Annotated in this window: 16 protein-coding genes; 6 read left to right on the forward strand and 10 right to left on the reverse strand. The window is 60.6% G+C overall.

Annotated features, from left to right (window positions below; genetic code table 11):
• Positions 1 to 352: 352 nt before the first annotated feature.
• The 4 genes from cysP (at position 353) to BLX89_RS19705 (ending at position 4,141) form a co-directional block, all read left to right on the forward strand.
• Positions 353 to 1,330 carry a thiosulfate ABC transporter substrate-binding protein CysP gene (gene cysP, locus BLX89_RS19690; protein WP_075292670.1) on the forward strand — a complete coding sequence of 326 codons (978 nt, stop codon included), beginning with the start codon at positions 353 to 355 and terminating at the stop codon, positions 1,328 to 1,330.
• An 85-nt stretch (positions 1,331 to 1,415) separates the two neighbouring features.
• Positions 1,416 to 2,237, forward strand: a complete 822-nt coding sequence (cysT, locus tag BLX89_RS19695) for a sulfate ABC transporter permease subunit CysT (RefSeq protein WP_075292671.1) — start codon at positions 1,416 to 1,418, stop codon at positions 2,235 to 2,237.
• Positions 2,238 to 2,240: 3 nt separating this feature from the next.
• Positions 2,241 to 3,122: a sulfate ABC transporter permease subunit CysW gene (gene cysW / locus BLX89_RS19700; RefSeq protein ID WP_075292672.1), complete on the forward strand. Its 882-nt coding sequence runs from the start codon at positions 2,241 to 2,243 to the stop codon at positions 3,120 to 3,122.
• Positions 3,119 to 4,141 carry a sulfate/molybdate ABC transporter ATP-binding protein gene (locus tag BLX89_RS19705; protein ID WP_075292673.1) on the forward strand — a complete coding sequence of 341 codons (1,023 nt, stop codon included), beginning with the start codon at positions 3,119 to 3,121 and terminating at the stop codon, positions 4,139 to 4,141. The genes cysW and BLX89_RS19705 overlap by 4 nt, the downstream gene beginning before the upstream one ends.
• A gap of 85 nt (positions 4,142 to 4,226) precedes the next feature.
• Here BLX89_RS19705 and mgrA read toward each other — a convergent pair whose 3' ends face one another.
• A complete protein-coding gene (mgrA, locus tag BLX89_RS19710) occupies positions 4,227 to 5,258 on the reverse strand; it encodes an L-glyceraldehyde 3-phosphate reductase (protein ID WP_075292674.1) in 1,032 nt (343 codons plus the stop codon).
• Between the two features lie 205 nt (positions 5,259 to 5,463).
• Between mgrA and BLX89_RS19715 the strand changes: the two genes are divergently transcribed.
• Positions 5,464 to 7,290: a calcium-binding protein gene (locus tag BLX89_RS19715; RefSeq protein ID WP_075292675.1), complete on the forward strand. Its 1,827-nt coding sequence runs from the start codon at positions 5,464 to 5,466 to the stop codon at positions 7,288 to 7,290.
• 203 nt (positions 7,291 to 7,493) lie between these two features.
• Here BLX89_RS19715 and BLX89_RS19720 read toward each other — a convergent pair whose 3' ends face one another.
• The 8 genes from BLX89_RS19720 to BLX89_RS19755 all read right to left on the reverse strand — a co-directional run bounded on the left by BLX89_RS19720 (position 7,494) and on the right by BLX89_RS19755 (position 17,136).
• Positions 7,494 to 8,627 (reverse strand): Gfo/Idh/MocA family protein, encoded by a 1,134-nt coding sequence (locus BLX89_RS19720; protein WP_075292676.1) that lies wholly within the window; start codon positions 8,625 to 8,627, stop codon positions 7,494 to 7,496.
• 15 nt (positions 8,628 to 8,642) lie between these two features.
• On the reverse strand, positions 8,643 to 9,404 hold the full coding sequence (locus BLX89_RS19725) for a sugar phosphate isomerase/epimerase family protein (protein ID WP_075292677.1): 762 nt from the start codon (positions 9,402 to 9,404) through the stop codon (positions 8,643 to 8,645).
• A gap of 19 nt (positions 9,405 to 9,423) precedes the next feature.
• Complete coding sequence (locus BLX89_RS19730) at positions 9,424 to 10,113, reverse strand: D-lyxose/D-mannose family sugar isomerase (protein ID WP_075292678.1); 690 nt, start codon at positions 10,111 to 10,113, stop codon at positions 9,424 to 9,426.
• A gap of 10 nt (positions 10,114 to 10,123) precedes the next feature.
• A complete protein-coding gene (locus BLX89_RS19735; protein ID WP_075292679.1) occupies positions 10,124 to 12,574 on the reverse strand; it encodes a beta-mannosidase in 2,451 nt (816 codons plus the stop codon).
• Between the two features lie 197 nt (positions 12,575 to 12,771).
• Positions 12,772 to 13,860 carry an ABC transporter ATP-binding protein gene (locus BLX89_RS19740; RefSeq protein ID WP_075292680.1) on the reverse strand — a complete coding sequence of 363 codons (1,089 nt, stop codon included), beginning with the start codon at positions 13,858 to 13,860 and terminating at the stop codon, positions 12,772 to 12,774.
• 6 nt (positions 13,861 to 13,866) lie between these two features.
• The gene (locus BLX89_RS19745; protein WP_143523698.1) at positions 13,867 to 14,748 is read right to left on the reverse strand and encodes a carbohydrate ABC transporter permease; all 882 of its coding nucleotides are present in this window, start codon (positions 14,746 to 14,748) and stop codon (positions 13,867 to 13,869) included.
• Positions 14,749 to 14,776: 28 nt separating this feature from the next.
• Entirely contained in the window at positions 14,777 to 15,682 is a 906-nt protein-coding gene (locus tag BLX89_RS19750) for a carbohydrate ABC transporter permease (protein WP_075292682.1), read from the reverse strand.
• Between the two features lie 218 nt (positions 15,683 to 15,900).
• Positions 15,901 to 17,136 carry an ABC transporter substrate-binding protein gene (locus tag BLX89_RS19755; protein ID WP_075292683.1) on the reverse strand — a complete coding sequence of 412 codons (1,236 nt, stop codon included), beginning with the start codon at positions 17,134 to 17,136 and terminating at the stop codon, positions 15,901 to 15,903.
• Positions 17,137 to 17,644: 508 nt separating this feature from the next.
• Here BLX89_RS19755 and BLX89_RS19760 point away from each other — a divergent pair.
• Positions 17,645 to 18,682 (forward strand): LacI family transcriptional regulator, encoded by a 1,038-nt coding sequence (locus tag BLX89_RS19760; protein ID WP_075292684.1) that lies wholly within the window; start codon positions 17,645 to 17,647, stop codon positions 18,680 to 18,682.
• Between the two features lie 84 nt (positions 18,683 to 18,766).
• On the opposite strand, the gene gndA is transcribed toward BLX89_RS19760, so the two are convergent.
• Positions 18,767 to 20,194 (reverse strand): NADP-dependent phosphogluconate dehydrogenase, encoded by a 1,428-nt coding sequence (gene gndA, locus BLX89_RS19765; protein ID WP_075292685.1) that lies wholly within the window; start codon positions 20,192 to 20,194, stop codon positions 18,767 to 18,769.
• Positions 20,195 to 20,240 lie beyond the last annotated feature (46 nt).

The raw sequence follows: 20,240 nt of genomic DNA on the forward strand, positions 1-20,240 counted from the left end.
CGCGATACGCCAGGCTCGGTTCCGGACGCCAGATTACACGGTCCCCCCCGCCTGTCCAGTCACAGGAAAATATGCCTTCTTCGACTTTTGTCTAAGAAGGGAATTCAATGTTTGCAGCGACTTACGGAAATCACAGCCTGCAGCGGTTCGAAACGGCCGGGCCTGACGATATCGTTCGTCCAATGCGGCAGACAATACGGATTTGCGAGACCGCACCCGTCGCGTTTCCCGCACATGGAAAAACGGGGCAATTTTTTCCTCCTGGACGAAGGCTTGCAGGCGACGGTTCCTCGGATCGCGCGGAGAGTTTGCCTATGGTGTCGAGCAAATAACATTTCGGAGAAACGCCTTTATGAAACGCCTTCTGCTCATCGGTGTCGCCCTTGCCGCGCTGACTGCTCCTGCCGCTGCCGCCGACAAGCTGCTCAACGCTTCCTACGACATCTCCCGCGAGCTTTTCGTGGCCGTGAACGAGGCCTTCGTCGCGGCGCATCCGGGCGTCACCGTTGACCAGTCCCACGGCGGCTCCTCCAAGCAGGCGCGTGCTATCCTCGAGGGCCTTGAGGCCGACGTCGTGACCTTCAACCAGGTGACGGACGTGGATGCGCTGGTAAAGGGCGGCTTTGTTTCGGAAGACTGGAAGAGCGACTTCGCCAACAATGCGTCGCCCTACTACTCCTTCCCCGCCTTCCTCGTGCGCGAAGGCAACCCGAAGGGCATCAAGGACTGGGGCGATCTGGTCCGGGACGATGTGAAGGTGATCTTCCCCAATCCGAAGACATCCGGCAACGCCCGCTACACCTATCTGGCCGCCACCGCCTACGCCAAGGAAAAATTCGAGAACGATCCGGCGCAGGTCGAAGCCTTCATCAAGAAGATTTTCGACAACGTTCCGGTGTTCGACACGGGCGGACGCGCCGCAACGACGACCTTCGTCGAGCGCGAGACCGGCGACGTTCTGATCACCTTCGAAGCCGAAACCAAGGGTATTGCCAAGGAGTTCGGCGAAGACAAGTTTGACATCGTCGTGCCTGAAGTCAGCCTGCTGGCCGAATTCCCGGTGGCGATCGTCGACAAGGTGGTCGACAAGAACGGCACCCGCGAGCTTGCAAAGTCCTATCTCGACTTCCTTTACACCCCGGAAGGCCAGAAGATCCTTGCTGAAAACGGCAACCGGGTGAACGACGAAAAGGTCGCCGGCGAATTCAAGGACCAGTTCCCGGATATCCGCCTCGTGAAGGTCGAGGACGTGTTCGGCGGCTGGGATGCCGTCAAGAAGGAACACTTCGACGAAGGCGGCACGCTGGACAAACTTTACGGCAGCCGTTGATCCCCACAGGGATTTGTGAAAAACCGGGCCGCGGCCGGGCAGATGCCCGCCGCGGCTTCTCGGTGTTCCAGCATAGGGTATTCTCTTGGCAAGGCGCATTCTCCCCGGTCTGCCTCTGACGCTCGGCATCACGCTGGTCTATGCGGCCATCATCATTGCTCTGCCGCTCGGCGCGCTGGTCTTCAAGGCGGCCAGTCTCGGGCCTGAAGATTATTGGCGGATCGTCTCCTCCGAGCGCGCCGTTGCGAGTTATCGCGTGACAATCCTCTGCGCGGCTGCCGCGACGCTGTTCAATCTCGTTTTCGGCATGGCGCTCGCCTGGGTTCTGGTGCGCTACCGTTTCCCTGGCCGCAGGATTGTCGATGCGCTGGTCGACCTGCCCTTCGCGCTGCCCACAGCCGTTGCCGGCATTGCGCTCACCACACTGTTTGCCTCGAATGGCTGGTTCGGCGGCCCCCTGTCGGCGATCGGCATCAAGGTCGCCTATACGCCGCTCGGCATCATCATCGCCATGGCCTTCACCAGCCTGCCCTTTATCGTGCGGACCGTGCAGCCGGTGCTGGAAGAGCTGGACCCGGCGCTGGAAGAAGCCGGCCAGACGCTTGGCGCGACCGACCTCGAAATCTTCTCAAGGGTCCTGCTGCCACAACTCGTGCCTGCCTTGCTTGCCGGGCTGTCGCTGTCCTTTGCCCGCAGCCTCGGCGAATTCGGCGCAATCATCTTCATTGCCGGCAATCAGCCCTTCGAGACCGAGATCACAGCGCTGCTCGCCTTTATCCGGCTGGAAGAATATGATTATCCGGCTTCAGCCGCGATTGCATCCGTTATGCTGATTGCGGCCTTCATGATGCTTGCCGTGACCAATCTGCTGCAGGCCCGCGCCCTGCGCTACACGGAAAAGGGCTGAACGATGGCTGAGAAGCGTCCGCCCCGCATCGGCGAAAACCCGCTGTTTCGCGGCACCATCATTTCGATCGTGCTGATCCTCGTAGCGCTCGTGATTGTCGCACCGCTGATCGTGATCGGTGTCGAAGCCTTTTCCAAAGGATGGGCCTACTTCGCGACGACGATCGGGCAAGCCGATACGCGCCACGCGATTTTCCTGACGGCAGTCACCGCCCTCATCGCGGTTCCGATAAACACCGCCTTCGGCATTGCCGCCGCCTGGGCGATTACCAAATTCGATTTTCCGGGTCGTCGCCTGCTGCTGATCGCGATCGAAATTCCCTTTTCCATCTCCCCGATCGTTGCTGGCGTGTCCTACCTCTTTGTCTACGGCCTGCAGGGCCTGTTCGGCGAGGCGCTGCAATCGGCCGATGTCAAAATCCTCTTTGCACTGCCCGGCATCGTGCTCGCCAGCATGTTCGTGACCGCGCCCTTCGTTGCGCGCGAGCTTATTCCGCTGATGCAGGCGCAGGGGCGCGATCTTGAGGAAGCCGCGACATCGCTCGGCGCCAGCGGGTTTCGAACGTTCTTTTCGGTGACGCTGCCCAACATCAAATGGGCGCTGCTCTACGGCATCATCCTCTGCAATTCGCGGGTGATGGGCGAGTTCGGCGCCGTGTCGGTCGTCTCCGGCAATATCCGCGGCCAAACCAACACGCTGCCGCTGCACATCGAACTGCTTTACCACGATTACAATGCCATCGGCGCCTTTGCGGCCGCTTCGATCCTTGCTCTGCTGGCGATCGTAACCCTGATCGCAAAGGTCATTCTTGAGCGGCGCGGTGCCGGGCGCGTGCGCCGGCCCTCGCTTGCCGGCGCGGCACAGAAACCGGAGACCCTGACGTGAAAATCCGTCTCGAAGACGTCACCAAGACGTTCCAGACCTTCCGCGCCGTGCATGGCGTTTCGCTCGAGATCGACAGCGGCGAGCTCGTTGCGCTGTTGGGGCCTTCCGGTTCCGGCAAGACGACAATCCTGCGCATGGTCGCGGGCCTCGAGTATCCCGATGGCGGCGCAATCTACTTCGGGGCGGAGAATGCCACCCATATCGAGGTGCGCGACCGTGGCGTCGGTTTCGTGTTCCAGCACTATGCGCTTTTCCCGCATATGACCGTGGCGGAGAACATCGCTTTCGGGATGAAGGTTTCAAAGCGCAAACGCTCGCAGGCCGATGTCAACGAGCGTGTCGGGGATCTGCTGCGACTGGTGCAGCTTGAAGGGCTGGGAGACCGTTTTCCCGCACAGATTTCCGGCGGCCAGCGCCAGCGCGTGGCGCTGGCACGCGCACTCGCGGTCGATCCGAAGGTGCTGCTGCTGGACGAACCGTTCGGTGCGCTCGACGCCAATGTGCGCCGGGATCTGCGTCGCTGGCTGCGCAAAATCCATGACGAACTCGGGATCACCACGCTGTTCGTGACCCATGATCAGGCGGAAGCGCTCGATCTCGCCGACCGCGTCGTCATTCTCGACAAGGGCAAGATCGTACAATCCGGAACGCCGGAACAGGTTTGCCGCGCGCCGGAAAATGCCTTCGTCATGAACTTTCTGGGTGACGCCAACCGGCTGAAGGTGGACGTGAAGAGCGGCAAGGCCAGCTTCCAGGACACGAGCTTTGACGCCCACGGTCTGCCGGACGGTCCGGCCGAGCTTTTCTTCCGCCCTGCAGATGTGGCCTGGCGGGAGGATGGGCACGGTATTCCAGCCACCATCATCCGGGTCATCGATCGCCCGGATTCCCGCCGCGTGCTTGCCCTCACCCGCAATGGGCAGGCGGTCGAGTTCGACACAGCGCCGGAATTTCCGTTCAAGGCGGAGACCGAAGGTTTCCTCGACATTCGCCGTCCGCGGATTTACGCGCTGCCCTGACAGGTCTCAAAATGCAACGATAGCCAGAACGCAAAACGCCCGGAGCTTTCACTCCGGGCGCATTCATTTGTGCGACGTAACCGCCCTATTCGAGTTCTGCCGACTTGGTCCAGAGGTTGATGTCGGCTTCCTTGGCGTAGACATCGATCTCGGCCAGTTCGGCATCCGTAAACGTATCGTTTTCCAGCGCCTTCACGCAATCGATGATCTGCGACGAACGGCTGGCGCCGATCAGAGCCGAGGTGATGCGGCCGCCGCGCAGAACCCAGGCGATGGCCATCTGCGCCAGCGTCTGCCCGCGCTTTTCGGCGATGCCGTTGAGTTTGACGATGTTTTCGATGATCGACGGGCGGATGAAGTCCTTCTTGAGGAAGTGGTTCTGTGCCGCGCGGCTATCCTGCGGGATGCCGTTCAGATACTTGGTCGTCAGCATGCCCTGGGCAAGCGGCGAGAACACGATCGAACCCGCGCCGACCTCATCCAACGTATCCGTGAGCTTGTCGTCCTCGATCCAGCGGTTGAGCATGGAATAGCTCGGCTGGTGGATCAGAAGCGGGGTGCCGAGCGACTTCAGGATCGCGGCGGCCTCGCGAGTGCGCTGCGAGTTGTAGGACGAGATGCCGACATAGAGCGCCCTGCCCGAGCGCACGATATGATCGAGCGCAGCGCAAGTTTCTTCCAGCGGCGTCTCCGGATCGAAGCGGTGCGAATAGAAGATGTCGACATAATCGAGACCCATGCGCTTCAGGCTCTGATCGCAGGAGGCGATCAGGTACTTGCGGCTGCCCCACTCACCATACGGGCCCGGCCACATATCGTAACCGGCCTTGGAGGAGATGATCAGCTCGTCGCGCAGGCCGGCAAATTCCGTACGCAGAATGTCGCCGAAAGCCGTTTCGGCCGAGCCCGGAGGCGGGCCGTAATTGTTGGCAAGGTCGAAATGGGTGATGCCGAGATCGAACGCCGTGCGGCACATATCGATCTTGCGGTCATGCGGTGTGTCGTGGCCGAAATTGTGCCACAGGCCGAGCGAGACGGCCGGAAGCTTCAGGCCCGACTTGCCAACGCGATTGTACTTCATCTTTTCATAGCGGTTTTCCGCCGGTTGCCAGCTCATGTCCGATCCCTCTTCCCATGACGTTCAATCGTTTTAACCTGCCGTGGATATGACATGGCGCAGCCTGTCGAAACAAGAGGCTGATGGTGATTACCAATGCCGACCGGGGCTGATTGTTAAGGATTTTTTGCGACCTTGAAATGACGGAACGTCAATCCAAAGTCCTCGCTCGATTTGGTAGCGAACATGCTCGCAAGGGTTTCCCATGGCTCTGACAGGCCTGACGAAAATCGACAGGAACGATTTCATTTCAAAGGCCGCGGCCTTCCTGAAGACATGGGAAAACGCCGGCCTGATCGGCAAGACAACCGCTTCGCTGGCCGGCGCCATGCATGACGACAGCCGGCAGAACCCGACGGTCGGCTATGGGCTGAACCTCAAGGCCATGACCTACACCGAGATCGACAAGGCCTATCGCCTTGCGCTGACCGGCAAGACCGACGGCAAGCTTTCCAAGCTGCAGGAAAGCGGGCTGGATATCATCGAAGCCTGGAAGAAGGACAAGACGCCGACGACGGCGGAAGATGTCACGCTGATCAACACATCCCAGGGCAAGGCCGGAACGACCGCCGAGAAGAAGGCGCTGCAATCCCTGTGGCTGACGGACACGCAGGCAAGCCGTCTTCTCGAAGCAAAGCTCAAGGGCTATTCGGGGCTATTCTCTTCCATTGAACAGGGGATGATTGCGGCGCTGGCGAAAAACCATGTTTCGCCGCCTGCGGCCTCGCAGGAGCGGCTTGCCCTGCTCTCGCTTTATTACAATTCTCCATCGCTCATCGGCCCCGGCATCTCCCGAGCCATTGAGACCGATAATCACGCGCATTTCTGGTACGAGATTCGCTACAACCACGCCAACTACGCCTCGCGCGGCCTGCAGAACCGGCGCGAGGCGGAATCAAACAAGGTCGGCATTCTGGCCCCCGGAGACCGCAAGGACGTGGCGGATGTGCTGAAGGCGATGGACTTCCTGTTCGATCGCACTGGCGGCATGACAAGCGTCTACGAGAAGATCGCAGCGCGCGACAAGATCATTCTGACGAGCGAACTCGACAACACAAGCAAGACGACCGAGAGCATCGCCGAGGCGCGCAAGCAGACGTTTGAAGCACAAATTTCGAGCTATATGAAACTGCTCGCCGACACCTATGCCGAGGGCAATGCGCTGCATTTCGTGCAGGTTGGCGGCTCCGGCAATGACACGTTCACGGCAGGCGTCGCGAGCTATTCGGCCTTGGATTCCAGGACATGGCGCAATGAAAGCAACACCAACGATCTGGTGATGGCCGGCGACGGCAACAATTCGGTCAAGACCGGCGGCGGTAACGACTGGGTTTTCACCGGCAAGGGCAAGGATAAGATCGACCTTGGCGACGGCAACGACCACGTGTCGGCAGGCGCAGGTGAAGACGTTATCAATGGTGGCAAAGGCGCCGATATCATGGACGGCGGCATGGGTTACGACACCTATGTCATCGACAACACCGGCGACCGCGTGATCGACAGCGACAGGGGTAAGATCCGAACCGAAATTTCCCTGAAGAGCCTGACCAAGAACATCGACAGCTACACGAACCTGAAATCGGGACTGACGCACACGCTCAAGATCGATGAGGCGAAGCTGCCGGCCGGTGGCGACAGCATCACCTTCGAGGGAAGCAGCGGCAATGATACCTACCGCTTCTCCCTTGGTGACGATGACCTGACGCTGACGTTCAAGACCGGAGCAGGATCGGACAGGATCGTGCTGACGGCGCGACAAAATCCAGATGTCGGGCTGACGATGATCATCGTCAACGACGCAACAAGCACCGATCGCTTCGATCTCACCGCCTTCGATGCGCTGTCATTCGACGCCTTCAAGGGCAAGGCGGCTGACGCCGGACACTTTTACTACAAGCTAACCAGCCAGAATGGCGCGGGCACAATGGCGCTCTATTATGCGGATGACAATGCTGACGGGACTGTCACGCTGCATCAGAGCGTATCGATTTCATCCAGCCACGGACTGACGGACGGGATGTTCATCGTCTGAGGTTAGCGCAATACTCATACAAACCGCGTTTGCGGTTAGGTTCTCGCCCCTCCTCCGTAATGCTCGGGCCTGTCCCAAGCATCTGCCGGCCGAGCTGAAACGACGGGCTGGAAGATCCTCGGCACAAGGCCAAGGATGACGATCGGTAATCTGAACGCCTGAGACGGGAAGACAGCGACATCCGCGGTCTTCCCGCCAAGTTGTTAGCGCAGAAGCGCCTTCGCCTCTTCGATGCCAAGCGCAGCCGGCTGGGTGCAGGTGGTGGTCAGCTCGATGAACTGGCCGGTTTCGCCGGACTTCAGGATCGAGACCATGACATCGACGCCATGCAAGGCGCGCTCCAGCGAGCAACGGGCATCGCGGCCTTCGAGGATGGCGAGCGCCATATCCGCCAGACCTGCCGTGCGGTAGTTCGCCATTGGGCCCTGCGGATGCTCCTGGTTGGCGACGGCGAAGGGGTGATCCCACATTTCGAGCGGCTGGATATCCTTGTCGCGACCGCTGGCCGAGACCGTGCCGCCGAAGAAGTTCGGATCTGGCACGAAGAGCGAGCCTTCCGTGCCGTAGAGCTCCATGTTCCCGTGGCGATGCGACCATACATCCCAGCTGGCGGAAATCGTGATCGTCGCGCCGTTCTGGAATTCGAGCAGGGCATGGATGTTGGTCGGGGTTTTGACCGGTATGACCTCTCCCTTGCGCGGCTCGCTGGTGATCGTGCGGGTCTGGTTCGCCATGGAGGTGAGAGCCGCGACGCGCTTGACCGGACCGATCAGGTTGATGAGGTTGGCGATGTAATAGGGGCCGAGATCGAGGATCGGTCCGCCGCCGGGCAGAAAGAAGAAGTCCGGGTTCGGATGCCACATCTCCATGCCGGGACCCATGACGTGGCAGGTGCCGGAGGTAACGCGGCCGATCTTGCCCTGATCGACGTAATCACGCGCCAGCTGGTGGGCGCCGCCGAGGAAGGTATCCGGCGCGCAGCCGACCTTCAGGTTGTTGGCGGTGGCGATGCCGCGCAGCTGTTCGCCCTGCTCCAGCGACAGCACCAGCGGCTTTTCCGAATAGACATGCTTGCCGGCTTCGAGGATCGCCTTGGAAACCGGGAAGTGTGCATCCGGGATGGTGAGGTTGACGACGATGTCGACCTCGGGATTGGCCAGCAGCTGTTCGATGGTCTGGGCGGTAACGCCGTATTCAGAGGCACGAACCTCGGCGGCTGCCGGATTGATATCCGCGCAGGCGACGACCTTGATGCCCTTGAACAGCGGTGCGAGCTTGAAATAGGTGGTGGAGATATTGCCGCATCCGATGATGCCGACGCCAAGTTCTGTTGTCATATCAAAAGCTTTCTCTCAGTAGGTCTTGATCGAAGCGATCGAGCGCTCGGCCGTCGCCTTGTAGTCCTTCGGGTTGTCGTGCTCGACAACGAAATATTTGGCCGGCGTCTTGGAGAGCGCGGCAAACAGCCCCTTCCAATCAACGGTGCCGTGGCCGACATCGGCCCAGCCATCCTGATCCGCGTTCTCGCCGGCAGCGGCGATGTCCTTGACGTGGACGGCGGTGATGCGCTTGCCGTATTTCTCGATCCAGGCGAAGGGATCGGCGCCGCCGCGGATAACCCAGGCGATATCCGCTTCCCACGACAGATCAGGGCCGCCGGCAAAGATGTGATCCTGCGGCACGGAGCCATCCGGCAGCGCGAAGAATTCGAAATCATGGTTGTGCCAGCCGAAATCGAGGCCAGCCTTGCGGAAGGGCTCGCCGGCCTTCTGCAGGCGCTCGCCGAACGCACGCCAGCCGGCGGCATCGGTCGGGCGCTGGTCGGGCATCAGGTAGGGGCAATAGATCGCGCGGATGCCGAGCGTCTTGGCAATGGCGATGGCGCGGTCAGGATCGCTTTCCAGAAGATCGAGGCCGAAATGGGCAGAAGGCATAGTGACGCCGGCGGCGTCCATGTCTGCCTTCAGGGCGGCGAGCGCACTGTCGTCAAGGGCCGCGTAAAGCGCGCCATACCCTTCGACCTGGGTATAGCCGAGCGAGCCGACCGTCTTCAGCACATCGCCCAGCGGCGGGAAATTGCGGGCGCTGTAAAGCTGGAAGCTGACGTCATTCATGGGTATTCCTCCTCGTATGTTATTTGAGCCAGGTGTCGTAGTCCGACACCAACAGGTGGTTGGGAGCGGTATCTTCCTGGATGGTGGAGAAGCGGCCGACGGGCTCGCGGAAGTAATTGTCCGTGAGGTCGTCGTTGACGGTGGAGACCTCTCCGATCAGCACATCGGCGCCCTCCGCCCAGAAGGCGTGCCAGTTGCCAGGCAGCAGGGTGACGCTTTCGCCCGGCGCGAGTTTCAGAAGCGAACCAGCCGTCAGCCGGCGCAGGCGCGCATCGGTGGCAACCACGACATCGCTGTGCTCATCGACCGAACCATCGGCGAGCGAATTGTACATCTGCAGCACCAGCGTTCCGCCGCCGCGATTAATGATGTCCTCGGTCTTGACGGCGTGGCGGTGCAGCGGGTTTGCCTGATCCTTGGCCGTGATCATCAGCTTTTCGGCATAGACCATGCCCTGCCCCGTCCCGAGCGCATCTGATGTGCCGTTGCGCAGGGTGAAGAGCACGAGGCCGTAGCTTTCGAAACGGCCCTTGCCGAAATCGGTGATATCCCAGCCAAGGCGGGCATCGCGGATCGACGGGCTGTCGGTGGCAGCGTGAGCCTTCAGCTCGTCGGGCCGCCAATAGGCGAAGGGCGGCAGCACGAAGCCGAAGCTGCGCATGAAGGCATCGCTCTTTTCGATGATCGCATTGACTTCGCTGCGCAGCATGGCGCTCTCCTCAACCGTTGCCCTGGCAGGATTTGAGATCGTAGCCGGTGAAGACCGGGCTCTCGACCGGCTGACGCGGCGTGAAGCGGATGGTTCTGCTCTCGCCGGCCGTCAGGTCGAAGGCGTTGTCCGAGTAGCGGCCTTCGACATCGGCCTCGATCATCACATGCAGCGCAAGACTGGTGGCCGAAGCAGTAACTTCGAAGCTACCATCACCGAGCGGACGCGACGAAAGCGACAAGCCGGAAGGCTGCAGCTCCAGCGCCTTGTAGGTACCGGTGACATGGTGGCCTTCGCCGCGCATGCCGTTGGAGGCTTCGAAGGACCAGAAGAGCAGGTGATCAGCGGAGATGTCGCTCGCCGGGATGGCGAGCAGCGTTGCGGCGCGATCCGGGCTGCAGGTGCCGGCGGCGGCCGTCAGCGGGGTCTTCTTGCCATCCAGCGAGACAAGGAAGGTCTGCAGTTCGACGGTCACCGGCTCGGCCGTGTCATTGACCATGGAGAAGGCGATCTCCTTGCCATCCTTGGACGGGATCGCGGCAACCGCGACCGGCTGGAAGAAGCGGCGGGCCATGTAGTGCATGACCTTCCAGTTGCCGCCATAATCAAGGCTTGCCCAGGAGGCGACCGGCCAGGTGTCGTTGAGCTGCCAGTAGAGCGTGCCCATGCAATGGGGTTTGAGCGAGCGCCAGTAATCGACCGCGGTGCGGATGGCGAGGCCCTGCTGGACCTGGCTCAGATAGACGAAATTCGCAAAATCCTTGGGGAAGCGGAAATAGCGGAACATTGTGCCGGCGATGCGCTCGTTGCCGCCGGCATTCTTCTGGTGCGCTTCCATGACCGGGGACGCAATGTTGAGGTCCTTCTGCTCTGCGAATTGGTTCACGATCGACATGGAGGTGTAGGACTGGAAGCCGAACTCCGAGCAGAAGCGTGGACGCACGGTTCGGTAATTGTCGAAACTCTTGTTCTCGTGCCAGACGGACCAGTAGTGCATGTCGCCGGAGCCATCGGCATGCCAGGCGTCGCCATAGTCGAGATAGCCGGAGGCCGGGCTCGAGGGCCACCAGATGAGATGCGGCGCGACCTTGTTGAGTGCCACCTCGATGGTGCGGTTCAGGCGATCGTAGGAGACGAGGTAGCGGTCGCGATCCTTGCGGCTTTCCTCGAACCAGCTGAGCGCGCCGACCAGTTCGTTATCGCCGCACCAGAGCGCGATCGACGGATGCGACGCGAGGCGCTTCACCTGATAATCGACTTCCTCGGCAACGTTCTCAAGAAAATCCGGCGTCGAGGGATAGAGATTGCAGGCGAACATGAAATCCTGCCAGACGAGCAGGCCCAGCCGGTCGCAGAGATCGTAGAACCAGTCCGGTTCATAGAAGCCGCCGCCCCAGACGCGGATCATGTTCATGTTGGCATCGACGGCCGATTGCAGCAGGTCTTTCACGCCCTCGGGGCTGACGCGCGACATCAGGGCATCGGCCGGAATCCAGTTCGCGCCACGGCAGAAGATTTCGCGGCCGTTGATGCGGAAGGCAAAGCGGCTGCCGGCGTCGTCCTTGTCAGTGATGAGCTCGATGGTGCGGAAGCCGATCTGCTTCGTTACGCTTTCTCCGCCTAGGGAAACCGTGAGTTCGCTCAAGGCCTGTTCACCGCTGCCAGCCGGCCACCAGAGGCGCGGCTTCTCGACGGAGAAAACGTGGGTCATGATGGTCTCGCCCCCGTTGACGGCGCAATCGAGGTGATCCTTCTGGTCATCCAGCGACAGATCGAGGGAGACGACGCCGGGCTCGGCGGCGTGCAGCGTGACGGTCACCTGCAGATCGACGGCGCCGTTTTCCTGCGGCACCTGTTTTGTCAGAACATGCTCGATGCGGGCGGCGGCCATCTTCTTGAGCGCGATGCTGCCATAGATGCCGAGCGGTGCGACCGCGATGTTCCAGTCCCAGCCGAAATGGCACTGCGGCTTGCGCAGCATGTTGCCGTTCGGGATCGGCGAATTGCCGGTGGAATAGGGAATGTAGAATGGCTGCCTGGCCTGACGTTCCGCGCCCGCCGCAATCGACGAGCGGATGACGACGCGCAGCAGGTTTTCGCCCGCCTTCAGGGCGGTGGAGACATCCGGACGATAGCGGCGGAAACAATTGTCCGATTGCAGCACCAGAGTATCATTGACGTAAACTTCGGCCACGGTATCGAGGCTTTCGATATCGAGATACCAGTTGCCCGGAAGATCGCCTCCATCAAGCGTGAAACTACGCTCCAGCACCCAGTCCTTGTGAGCAACCCACTGCACATCATCCTCGTTGCGGCCGGCATAGGGGTCGGCGATGACGCCGGCCTTCTGCAGCGCGCTATGGACGTCGCCGGGAATGGAGGCGGTCAGCGCGTGCGACTCGTCTGCGCTGGCAAGCTGCCAGGTGCCGGAAAGATCGAGATTGATAGTGGGTGCGGACATGGGTGGGACTTTCAGAATCTGTGGGCATGCAATTGCGGTTAGGGAGCGCGGCTCTTACCCCCCTCTGTCACTCCGTGACATCTCCCCCTCAAGGGGGGCGATTGCAATGCGCCTCTCGCCCTCAAGGGAAATGAACAATCTCCCCCCTTGAGGAGGAGATGTCGGCAGAGCCGACAGAGGGGGGCGGATCCGCAATCTCAAAGCCGGTTTTCCGTCGCAGCATCAAAGACAGACGCCATCGACATATCGAAGCTGAGCTTGACCGGCGTGCCGGGCGTATAACGACGGCTACCGGCGATGCGGACCGACATGGTTTGCCCTGCAAGCTTTAGCCACAGCAGGTTGTCGGCGCCCATCGGTTCCTCGATATCGACCACGGCATCGTGGAACTCGCCGCCGGGCAAAGACTCGTCGACCTTCACATGCTCCGGACGGACGCCGAGGGTGACCTTGCGGCCAGCCTCAATCGGCGAACGGGCCGGATAGGCATCGAGGCCGAAATCCACGCCATTCACACGCACGAACTTGTGGCCCTCGCGATCGACGATCTCGCCAGAGAAAAAGTTCATCGACGGCGAGCCGATGAAGCCAGCGACGAAGCGGTTCTCCGGGAAATTGTAGATGGTCATGGGATCGGCAAGCTGCTGGATCACGCCGCTCTTCATGACGGCGATACGGTCAGCGAGCGTCAGCGCCTCGATCTGGTCATGGGTCACGTAGATCATCGTGTTCTTCAGCGACTGGTGCAGCCGCTTGATTTCCACGCGCAGTTCCGAACGCAGCTTGGCGTCGAGGTTCGAGAGCGGCTCGTCGAACAGGAACACGTCGACATCACGCACCAGCGCACGGCCGATGGCCACGCGCTGACGCTGGCCGCCGGAAAGCTCCGACGGCTTGCGCTTCAGGAGCGCCTGGATCTGCAGGATCTCGGCGGCACGGGCCACGCGCTTGTCGATTTCCGCCTGCGGCACCTTGGCGACCTTGAGGCCGAAGGAGAGGTTTTTCTCCACCGTCATCTGCGGATAGAGCGCATAGGACTGGAACACCATGCCGATGCCGCGGTCCTTGGGCTCTTCCCAGGTGACGTTCTTGCCCTTGATGAAGATCTGGCCGTCGGAGATATCGAGCAGACCGGCGATGCAGTTGAGCAAGGTCGACTTGCCGCAGCCGGACGAGCCGAGCAGGACGAGGAACTCGCCGTCGCGGATTTCCAGATCGAGATGTTCGAGCACGCTGACGGCGCCGAAGTTCAAAGACAGGTCCTTGATGGATACACTTGAATTCATGTGGGATCAGCCTTTCACAGCACCGGCGGCGATGCCGCGGACGAAGAGACGTCCGGAGACGAAGTAGACGATAAGCGGGACAGCGCCAGTGAGGATCGTTGCCGCCATGTTGACGTTGTATTCCTTCACGCCCTGCACCGAGTTGACGATGTTGTTGAGCTGCACGGTCATCGGGTAATATTCCGGCCGGGTGAAGACGACGCCGAAGAGGAAGTCGTTCCAGATGCCGGTGACCTGCAGGATCATCGCCACGACGAAAATCGGCAGCGACATGGGCAGCATGATCCGGAAATAGATCGCCCAGAACCCTGCCCCATCGATGCGCGCCGCCTTGAACAATTCTTCCGGCAGCGAGGCGAAATAGTTGCGGAACAGCAGCGTCAGGATCGGCATGCCGAAGATCGAGTGCACGAGGATAAGGCCGGTGAGCGTACCGTAAATGCCCATTTCACGCAGCACGATGACGATCGGATAGATCATCACCTGATAGGGAATGAAGGCCCCGACGACGAGGATCGAGAAGAACAGTTCCGACCCCTTGAACCGCCAGTTGGCCAGTGCGTATCCGTTGACGGAGGCAATCGCGATCGAGACGATGACCGAAGGAATGGTGATGCGAACCGAGTTCCAGAATCCGCGCGAAAGCCCGTCGCAGTTAAGACCCGTGCAGGCTGTTGCCCAAGCCTTTACCCAGGGCTCGAAAGTGATTTCCACCGGCGGCGAGAAGATGTTGCCGAGGCGGATTTCGGGCATGCCCTTCAGCGAGGTCACGACCATCACGTAGAGCGGCAGCAGATAGTAGGCGGCGGCGACGAACAGCGTGCCGTAGATCATGATGTTGCGCGGCGACAGCAGCGGCTTGGGCTTCCTGCCCTTGGGCCCACTCATGGCGACAACCGGTTTGTTGATTGCGATATCAGACACGCTTGCGCCCTCCCCCGAATTCCAGATAGGCCCAAGGCACGATGATGATGGCGACCGTGATCAGCATCATGGTCGAGGCGGCAAAGCCCTGCCCCAGGTTCTGCGCCTGGAACATATAATCGTAGACGTATTTTGCCGGGACTTCGGATGCGATGCCGGGACCGCCGGATGTCTGGGCCACGACCAGATCGTAGACCTTGACGATGCCCGACGCGATGATGACGAGCGTGGTAATGAACACCGGGCGCATCATCGGGATGATGATCTGCCCATAGGTCCTCCAGGCCGGAATGCCATCGACGCGCGAGGCCTTCCAGATGTCCTCGTCAATGCCGCGCAGACCCGCCAGCATCAGGCACATCACGAGACCGGTGCCCTGCCACAGGGCGGCGATCAGAATGCCATAGATGACGATGCTTGGCGTATAGAGAGGATCGAACGTGAAGCTCGTCCAGCCGAGCGACCGAACGACGGATTGAACGCCGAATTCCGGGTTCAAAATCCACTGCCAGACAAGGCCGGTGACGATGAAGGAGAGTGCGAACGGATAAAGGAAGATCGTCCGGAAGGTGTTTTCAAAGCGGATTTTCTGGTCCATCAGCGCCGCCAGCAAAAAGCCGATGACGAGGCTGAAAATCAGCGAGAAGAAGCCGTAAATAGCCAGATTTTCGATTGAAACGATCCAGCGGGGAGCAGCCCAGAGGCGCTCATACTGGTCCAGTCCGACAAAGTTCAGCCGCGGCAGCAGCTTTGAATTCGTGAACGAGTAAACGACCGTCCAGAGCGTGCCGCCCAGGAAGATGACGACCGCCGTCAGGATCATCGGGATGGAAGCAATCTTTGAATTCAGATTGCGGAAAAGTTGGTTGGGTCGGTCGGTTTTCGCGTGTCCCGCCATTATGATTTCCTCCGGTATCGCAAGCGCTTCTACAATCGGGAACCGGGCGCTCGGCGCTCCTCTGTATCCCCTCGCGTAACCTCGCCGCGCACGGCCCTCTTCAGGGGCCTTCTGCCGCGGACAGGCATGTCATCACGTCCTCAGGGCACCGCATACGTGAGGCGGATACAACCGGCCCCGCTTGTTGCGGAGCCGGAGCCGTGACGACACGATCGCGATCAGTCTGCAGATGCGATGATGTCTGCGAAGCGCTTCTGCGCGTCTTCCGGCGTGATCGACGGATTGGCGAAGAATTCGGAGAACAGGTCTTCCTTCTGCTTCTGGATATCGGCCGAAAGCAGCTGGTCGACGGACTGGATGACGTTGCCCTTGGCAAGAATGTCCAGACCCTTCTTCATGCAGTCGTTGGCGGCAGCGAGATCGACGTCGCCGCGAACCGGCAGCGAGCCCTTCTTCAGATTGAAGGCAACCTGGGTTGCGGGGGCAAGCAGCGTTTCCGCCAGCAGGTCCTGTGCCTTCGACTTTTCCTCGTCCTCAAGGACCGGGAAGTAGAAGGCGTCGCCGCCGGTGGAGATGACTTCGTTGACACCGAGACCCGGAAGGCAGGTGTAGTCCGTGCCAGCCGTCTGGCCCGCGAGCTGGAATTCGCCCTGCGCCCAGTCACCCATGATCTGCCCGCCGGCCTTGCCGGTGATGACGAGGTTGGTTGCCTGGTTCCAGTCCTGAACGTTGCTGCCCTTGGACATACGGCGGGCATCATCGGCAGCCTTGAAGACCTTGGCGATTTCAGGACCTGCCGCAACTTCGGCATCCTTGTCGCCGAACACCTTCTGGAAGGTATCCTTGCCGGCGATGGCAATCATCAGCACGTCGAACGCGCCGGCTGTCTGCCAGGGCTGACCGCCGACGGCGAGCGGCACGATGCCGGCCTTTTCCAGCGCCGGAGCGGCAGCGACGAACTCGTCCCAGTTCTTCGGAACTTCGACGCCGGCCTGCTTGAAGGCCCCGTTGGAAAGCCACAGCCACTGCCAGGAGTGGATGTTGACCGGCGCGCAATAGATCTTGCCGTCGATCGTGCAGCTGTCGAGCAGGCTCGCCGGCTTGATGACTTCCTTCCAGTTGCCCTTGGTCGCGACATCCGTCAGGTCGCGCATGAGACCGGCTTCGACCAGTTCCTCGGCCTGACGGCCATGGTTGAACTGGGTCGCGCCCATCGGGTCGCCGCCGGTGATGCGGCTGATCATGATCGGACGAGCGGTACCGCCGGAACCGGCGATGGCGCCATCGACCCACTTGTTGCCGGTCGCATCAAATGCCTTGGCGAGTTCGGCGACAGCCGCAGCTTCGCCACCCGAAGTCCACCAATGGGTGACTTCAAGGTCGGTCGCGTTAGCCGCGCCGAGCGGAAGCACCACAGTTGCCGCCAGTGCAGCAGCCAACAAACGCAATTTCATGAGATCTCCTCCCTCACTGTAACGTTACCGTAAAAGCGTAGACCAACTGTTTTTCAGACGCAACAGAGAAACCAAAAAAATACGATTCAAAAAAATGAAACAATTTTTGATTGTTTTTTTCGACATCTGCCGCAGACCATGACCCGCCACGCCGCAATGCACAACGCTCATAATACTCGCACTATATATTTGTTTACCGGTTATTTTTGCCGAATTTTAAAGCAGGCGCCAAACCCGATCCCTTCGCGGCGCAATACATCGCGCAATGCACCGCAACATTCTACTTCGCGTTTAACGCGAGAAAGATTAGGCAAAAAACCTCTCGACAGAGGACCTGTATCGTTACAGATTTCGCAAATTCGTCATCGCGGAGCCAGCCAGTGCCCCGCTGTTACAAATCGTATATAAGCAGGCTCATTAGGGTTTCGGACTCGATCATCAGACCACAAGAATAACCTTGCAGGTCCGACAGTCGGACAAACCTCGGATCTGGAAGGCATGTCGGGGCATGGACGAGAAAAGCAAACAAAAACATACGGCCGCGCCACCCGCGGCCGGCCATCGACCAACCCTTAAAACCATCGCCTTTATGACGGGGCTGGGCATCACCACGGTGTCGCGTGCGCTGAAAGATGCCCCGGACATCGGCGCCGAGACGAAGGAGCGGGTGCGCCTGGTGGCGCGGCAGGTCGGCTACCACCCAAACCGCGCCGGCGTGAGGCTGCGCACCGGCAAAACGAATGTCATCAGCCTGATCCTGAGCCTCGAAGAGGAGTTCATCGGCCTCACAAGCCCGATGGTGGTCGGCATTTCGGAAGTCCTCGCCACGACCCAGTATCATCTCGTGATCACGCCCTACAGCATGAAAAGCGACCCGCTGGATCCTGTGCGATATGTCCTGGAGACGGGCGCTGCCGACGGCGTGATCATCTCGCGCACGGAGCCCAAGGATCCACGCGTGGCGCTGATGATGGAGCGCAACTTCCCCTTCGGCACACATGGTCGCACCGATATGGGCCTCGTGCACCCCTTCCACGATTTCGACAACGAGCGCTTTGCCTATGACGCCGTCAGGAGACTGGTCGAGCGCGGACGGCGGCGGATCATGCTGCTCCATCCGCCGCAGGGCCTTACCTATCACATGCACATGAGAACCGGTTTCGAGCGCGGCTTGCGGGATTTCGGTGCAACGGCCGTGCCGTTCAATACCGTCGATCTCGACCACAGCCTTGATGAAATCCGTGTCGCCTGCGAAGCCGCGATGCGGGCACCGGGGGCTCCCGACGGCGTGATTTCAGGCAGTGGCGGCGGAGCGGTGGCTCTGGTCGCCGGGATCGAGGCTGCCGGCCTGCAACTCGGCCGCGATGTCGATATGGTCTCGAAGCAATCCAACGACATCATTCGCTGGCTGCGGCCGGAAGTCATTTCGATGCGGGAGAATTTCAGGCTGGCCGGACGCGAACTGGCAAAGGCCGTCATCGCCCGGATCGACGGGCAACCGGCAAGCGAGCTGCAGACGTTGAGCTACCCCCCGGACGAAGCCTAATATTTCGCGTGAGGACAGACGCAAACAGAACGGCCGCTGAGCGATCAGCGGCCGTTTCGATTTCATTTATATCGACAACACCGATCAGGCGTTGAGGCCGCTGCCCCACGGACCGTGGTGCGAATCCTTGCCGTCCGTCCGGTCGAAGCCGTGCGCGCCGAAGAAGTCGCGCTGCGCCTGGATGACGTTGGCCGTGCCGCGGCTGCGGCGGTAGCTGTCGAAATAACCGAGCGCCGAGGCCAGCGCCGGAACCGGCAGGCCGGCGAGAACAGCAGCGGAAACGACGCGGCGCAGCGCGCCATCGGTTTCCTTGACCATAGCGGCAAATGCGGGCGTGACGATCAGGTTAGCGACATCCGGGTCCTTGGTGAAGGCCGTGGTGATCTCGTCCAGGAACTGCGAGCGGATGATGCAGCCAGCGCGCCAGATGCGGGCGATGGTCGGCATCGGCAGGTTCCAGCCGAACTCCTTCGAAGCGGCAGACATGACGGCAAAGCCCTGTGCATAGGCGCCGATCTTGGCAGCAAGCAAAGCGCTTTCGAGATCCTTAACGAAGGCTGCCTTGTCGGCGATATCCAGCTCACCGCCGGGAAGACCGAGGACCTTTTCAGCGGCTTCGCGCTCTTCCTTCATGGAGGAAATGCTGCGCGCGGCAACGGCAGCTTCGATAGCAGTTGCCGGGACGCCCATGTTCTGCGCCTCGATGGCGGACCACTTGCCGGTGCCCTTCTGGCCGGCCTTGTCGAGGATCAGGTCGACGATCGGGCCGCCGGTGATCGGATCGGCAGCCTTCAGGACCTTCTCGGTGATCTCGATGAGGTAGGAATTCAGGCGGCCCCTGTTCCAGGTGCCGAAGACTTCGCCGATCTCGGTGGCGCTCATCTTCAGCCCGTCGCGCAGGATGCCGTAGATTTCGGCGATCATCTGCATGTCGGCATATTCGATACCGTTGTGGATGGTCTTGACGAAATGACCGGCGCCGTTTTCGCCGAGCCATGCAACGCACGGATCTTCATTGTACTTCGCGGCGATCGAGGTCAGGACCTTTTCGACGCGCTTCCAGCTATCTTCCGTGCCGCCGACCATGATGGACGGACCATGGCGCGCCCCCTCTTCACCGCCGGAAACCCCCATGCCGATAAAGGTCAGGCCCGAGTCCTTCAAGTTCTCGAAGCGGCGCATCGTGTCGCGGAAGTTGGCGTTGCCGGCATCGATCATGATGTCGTTCTTTTCGAGATAGGGCTTCAGGAGCTCCATCTGCTGATCGACGGGATCGCCGGCCTTGATCATGATGATGATCGGGCGCGGCGGGCGGATGGCGGCGACGAACTCCTCGATCGTCTCGCAGGGGACGATCTGGCCCTGCAACTCGCCGGCTTCCGCATAGAACTTGCGCGTTGCATCAACCGTGCGGTTGAAGACTGCGATCTTGTTGCCTTTTTCCGCGATGTTGAGCGCCAGATTCGATCCCATGACGCCGAGACCGATAAGGCCGATTTCCGCCTGTGCCACTAGTGTGCCTCCGTAAGACTGGGAGTTTTTGTCCGGGGGGCAGACA

Source organism: Pararhizobium arenae, assembly GCF_001931685.1.
Classification (GTDB): domain Bacteria; phylum Pseudomonadota; class Alphaproteobacteria; order Rhizobiales; family Rhizobiaceae; genus Pararhizobium; species Pararhizobium arenae.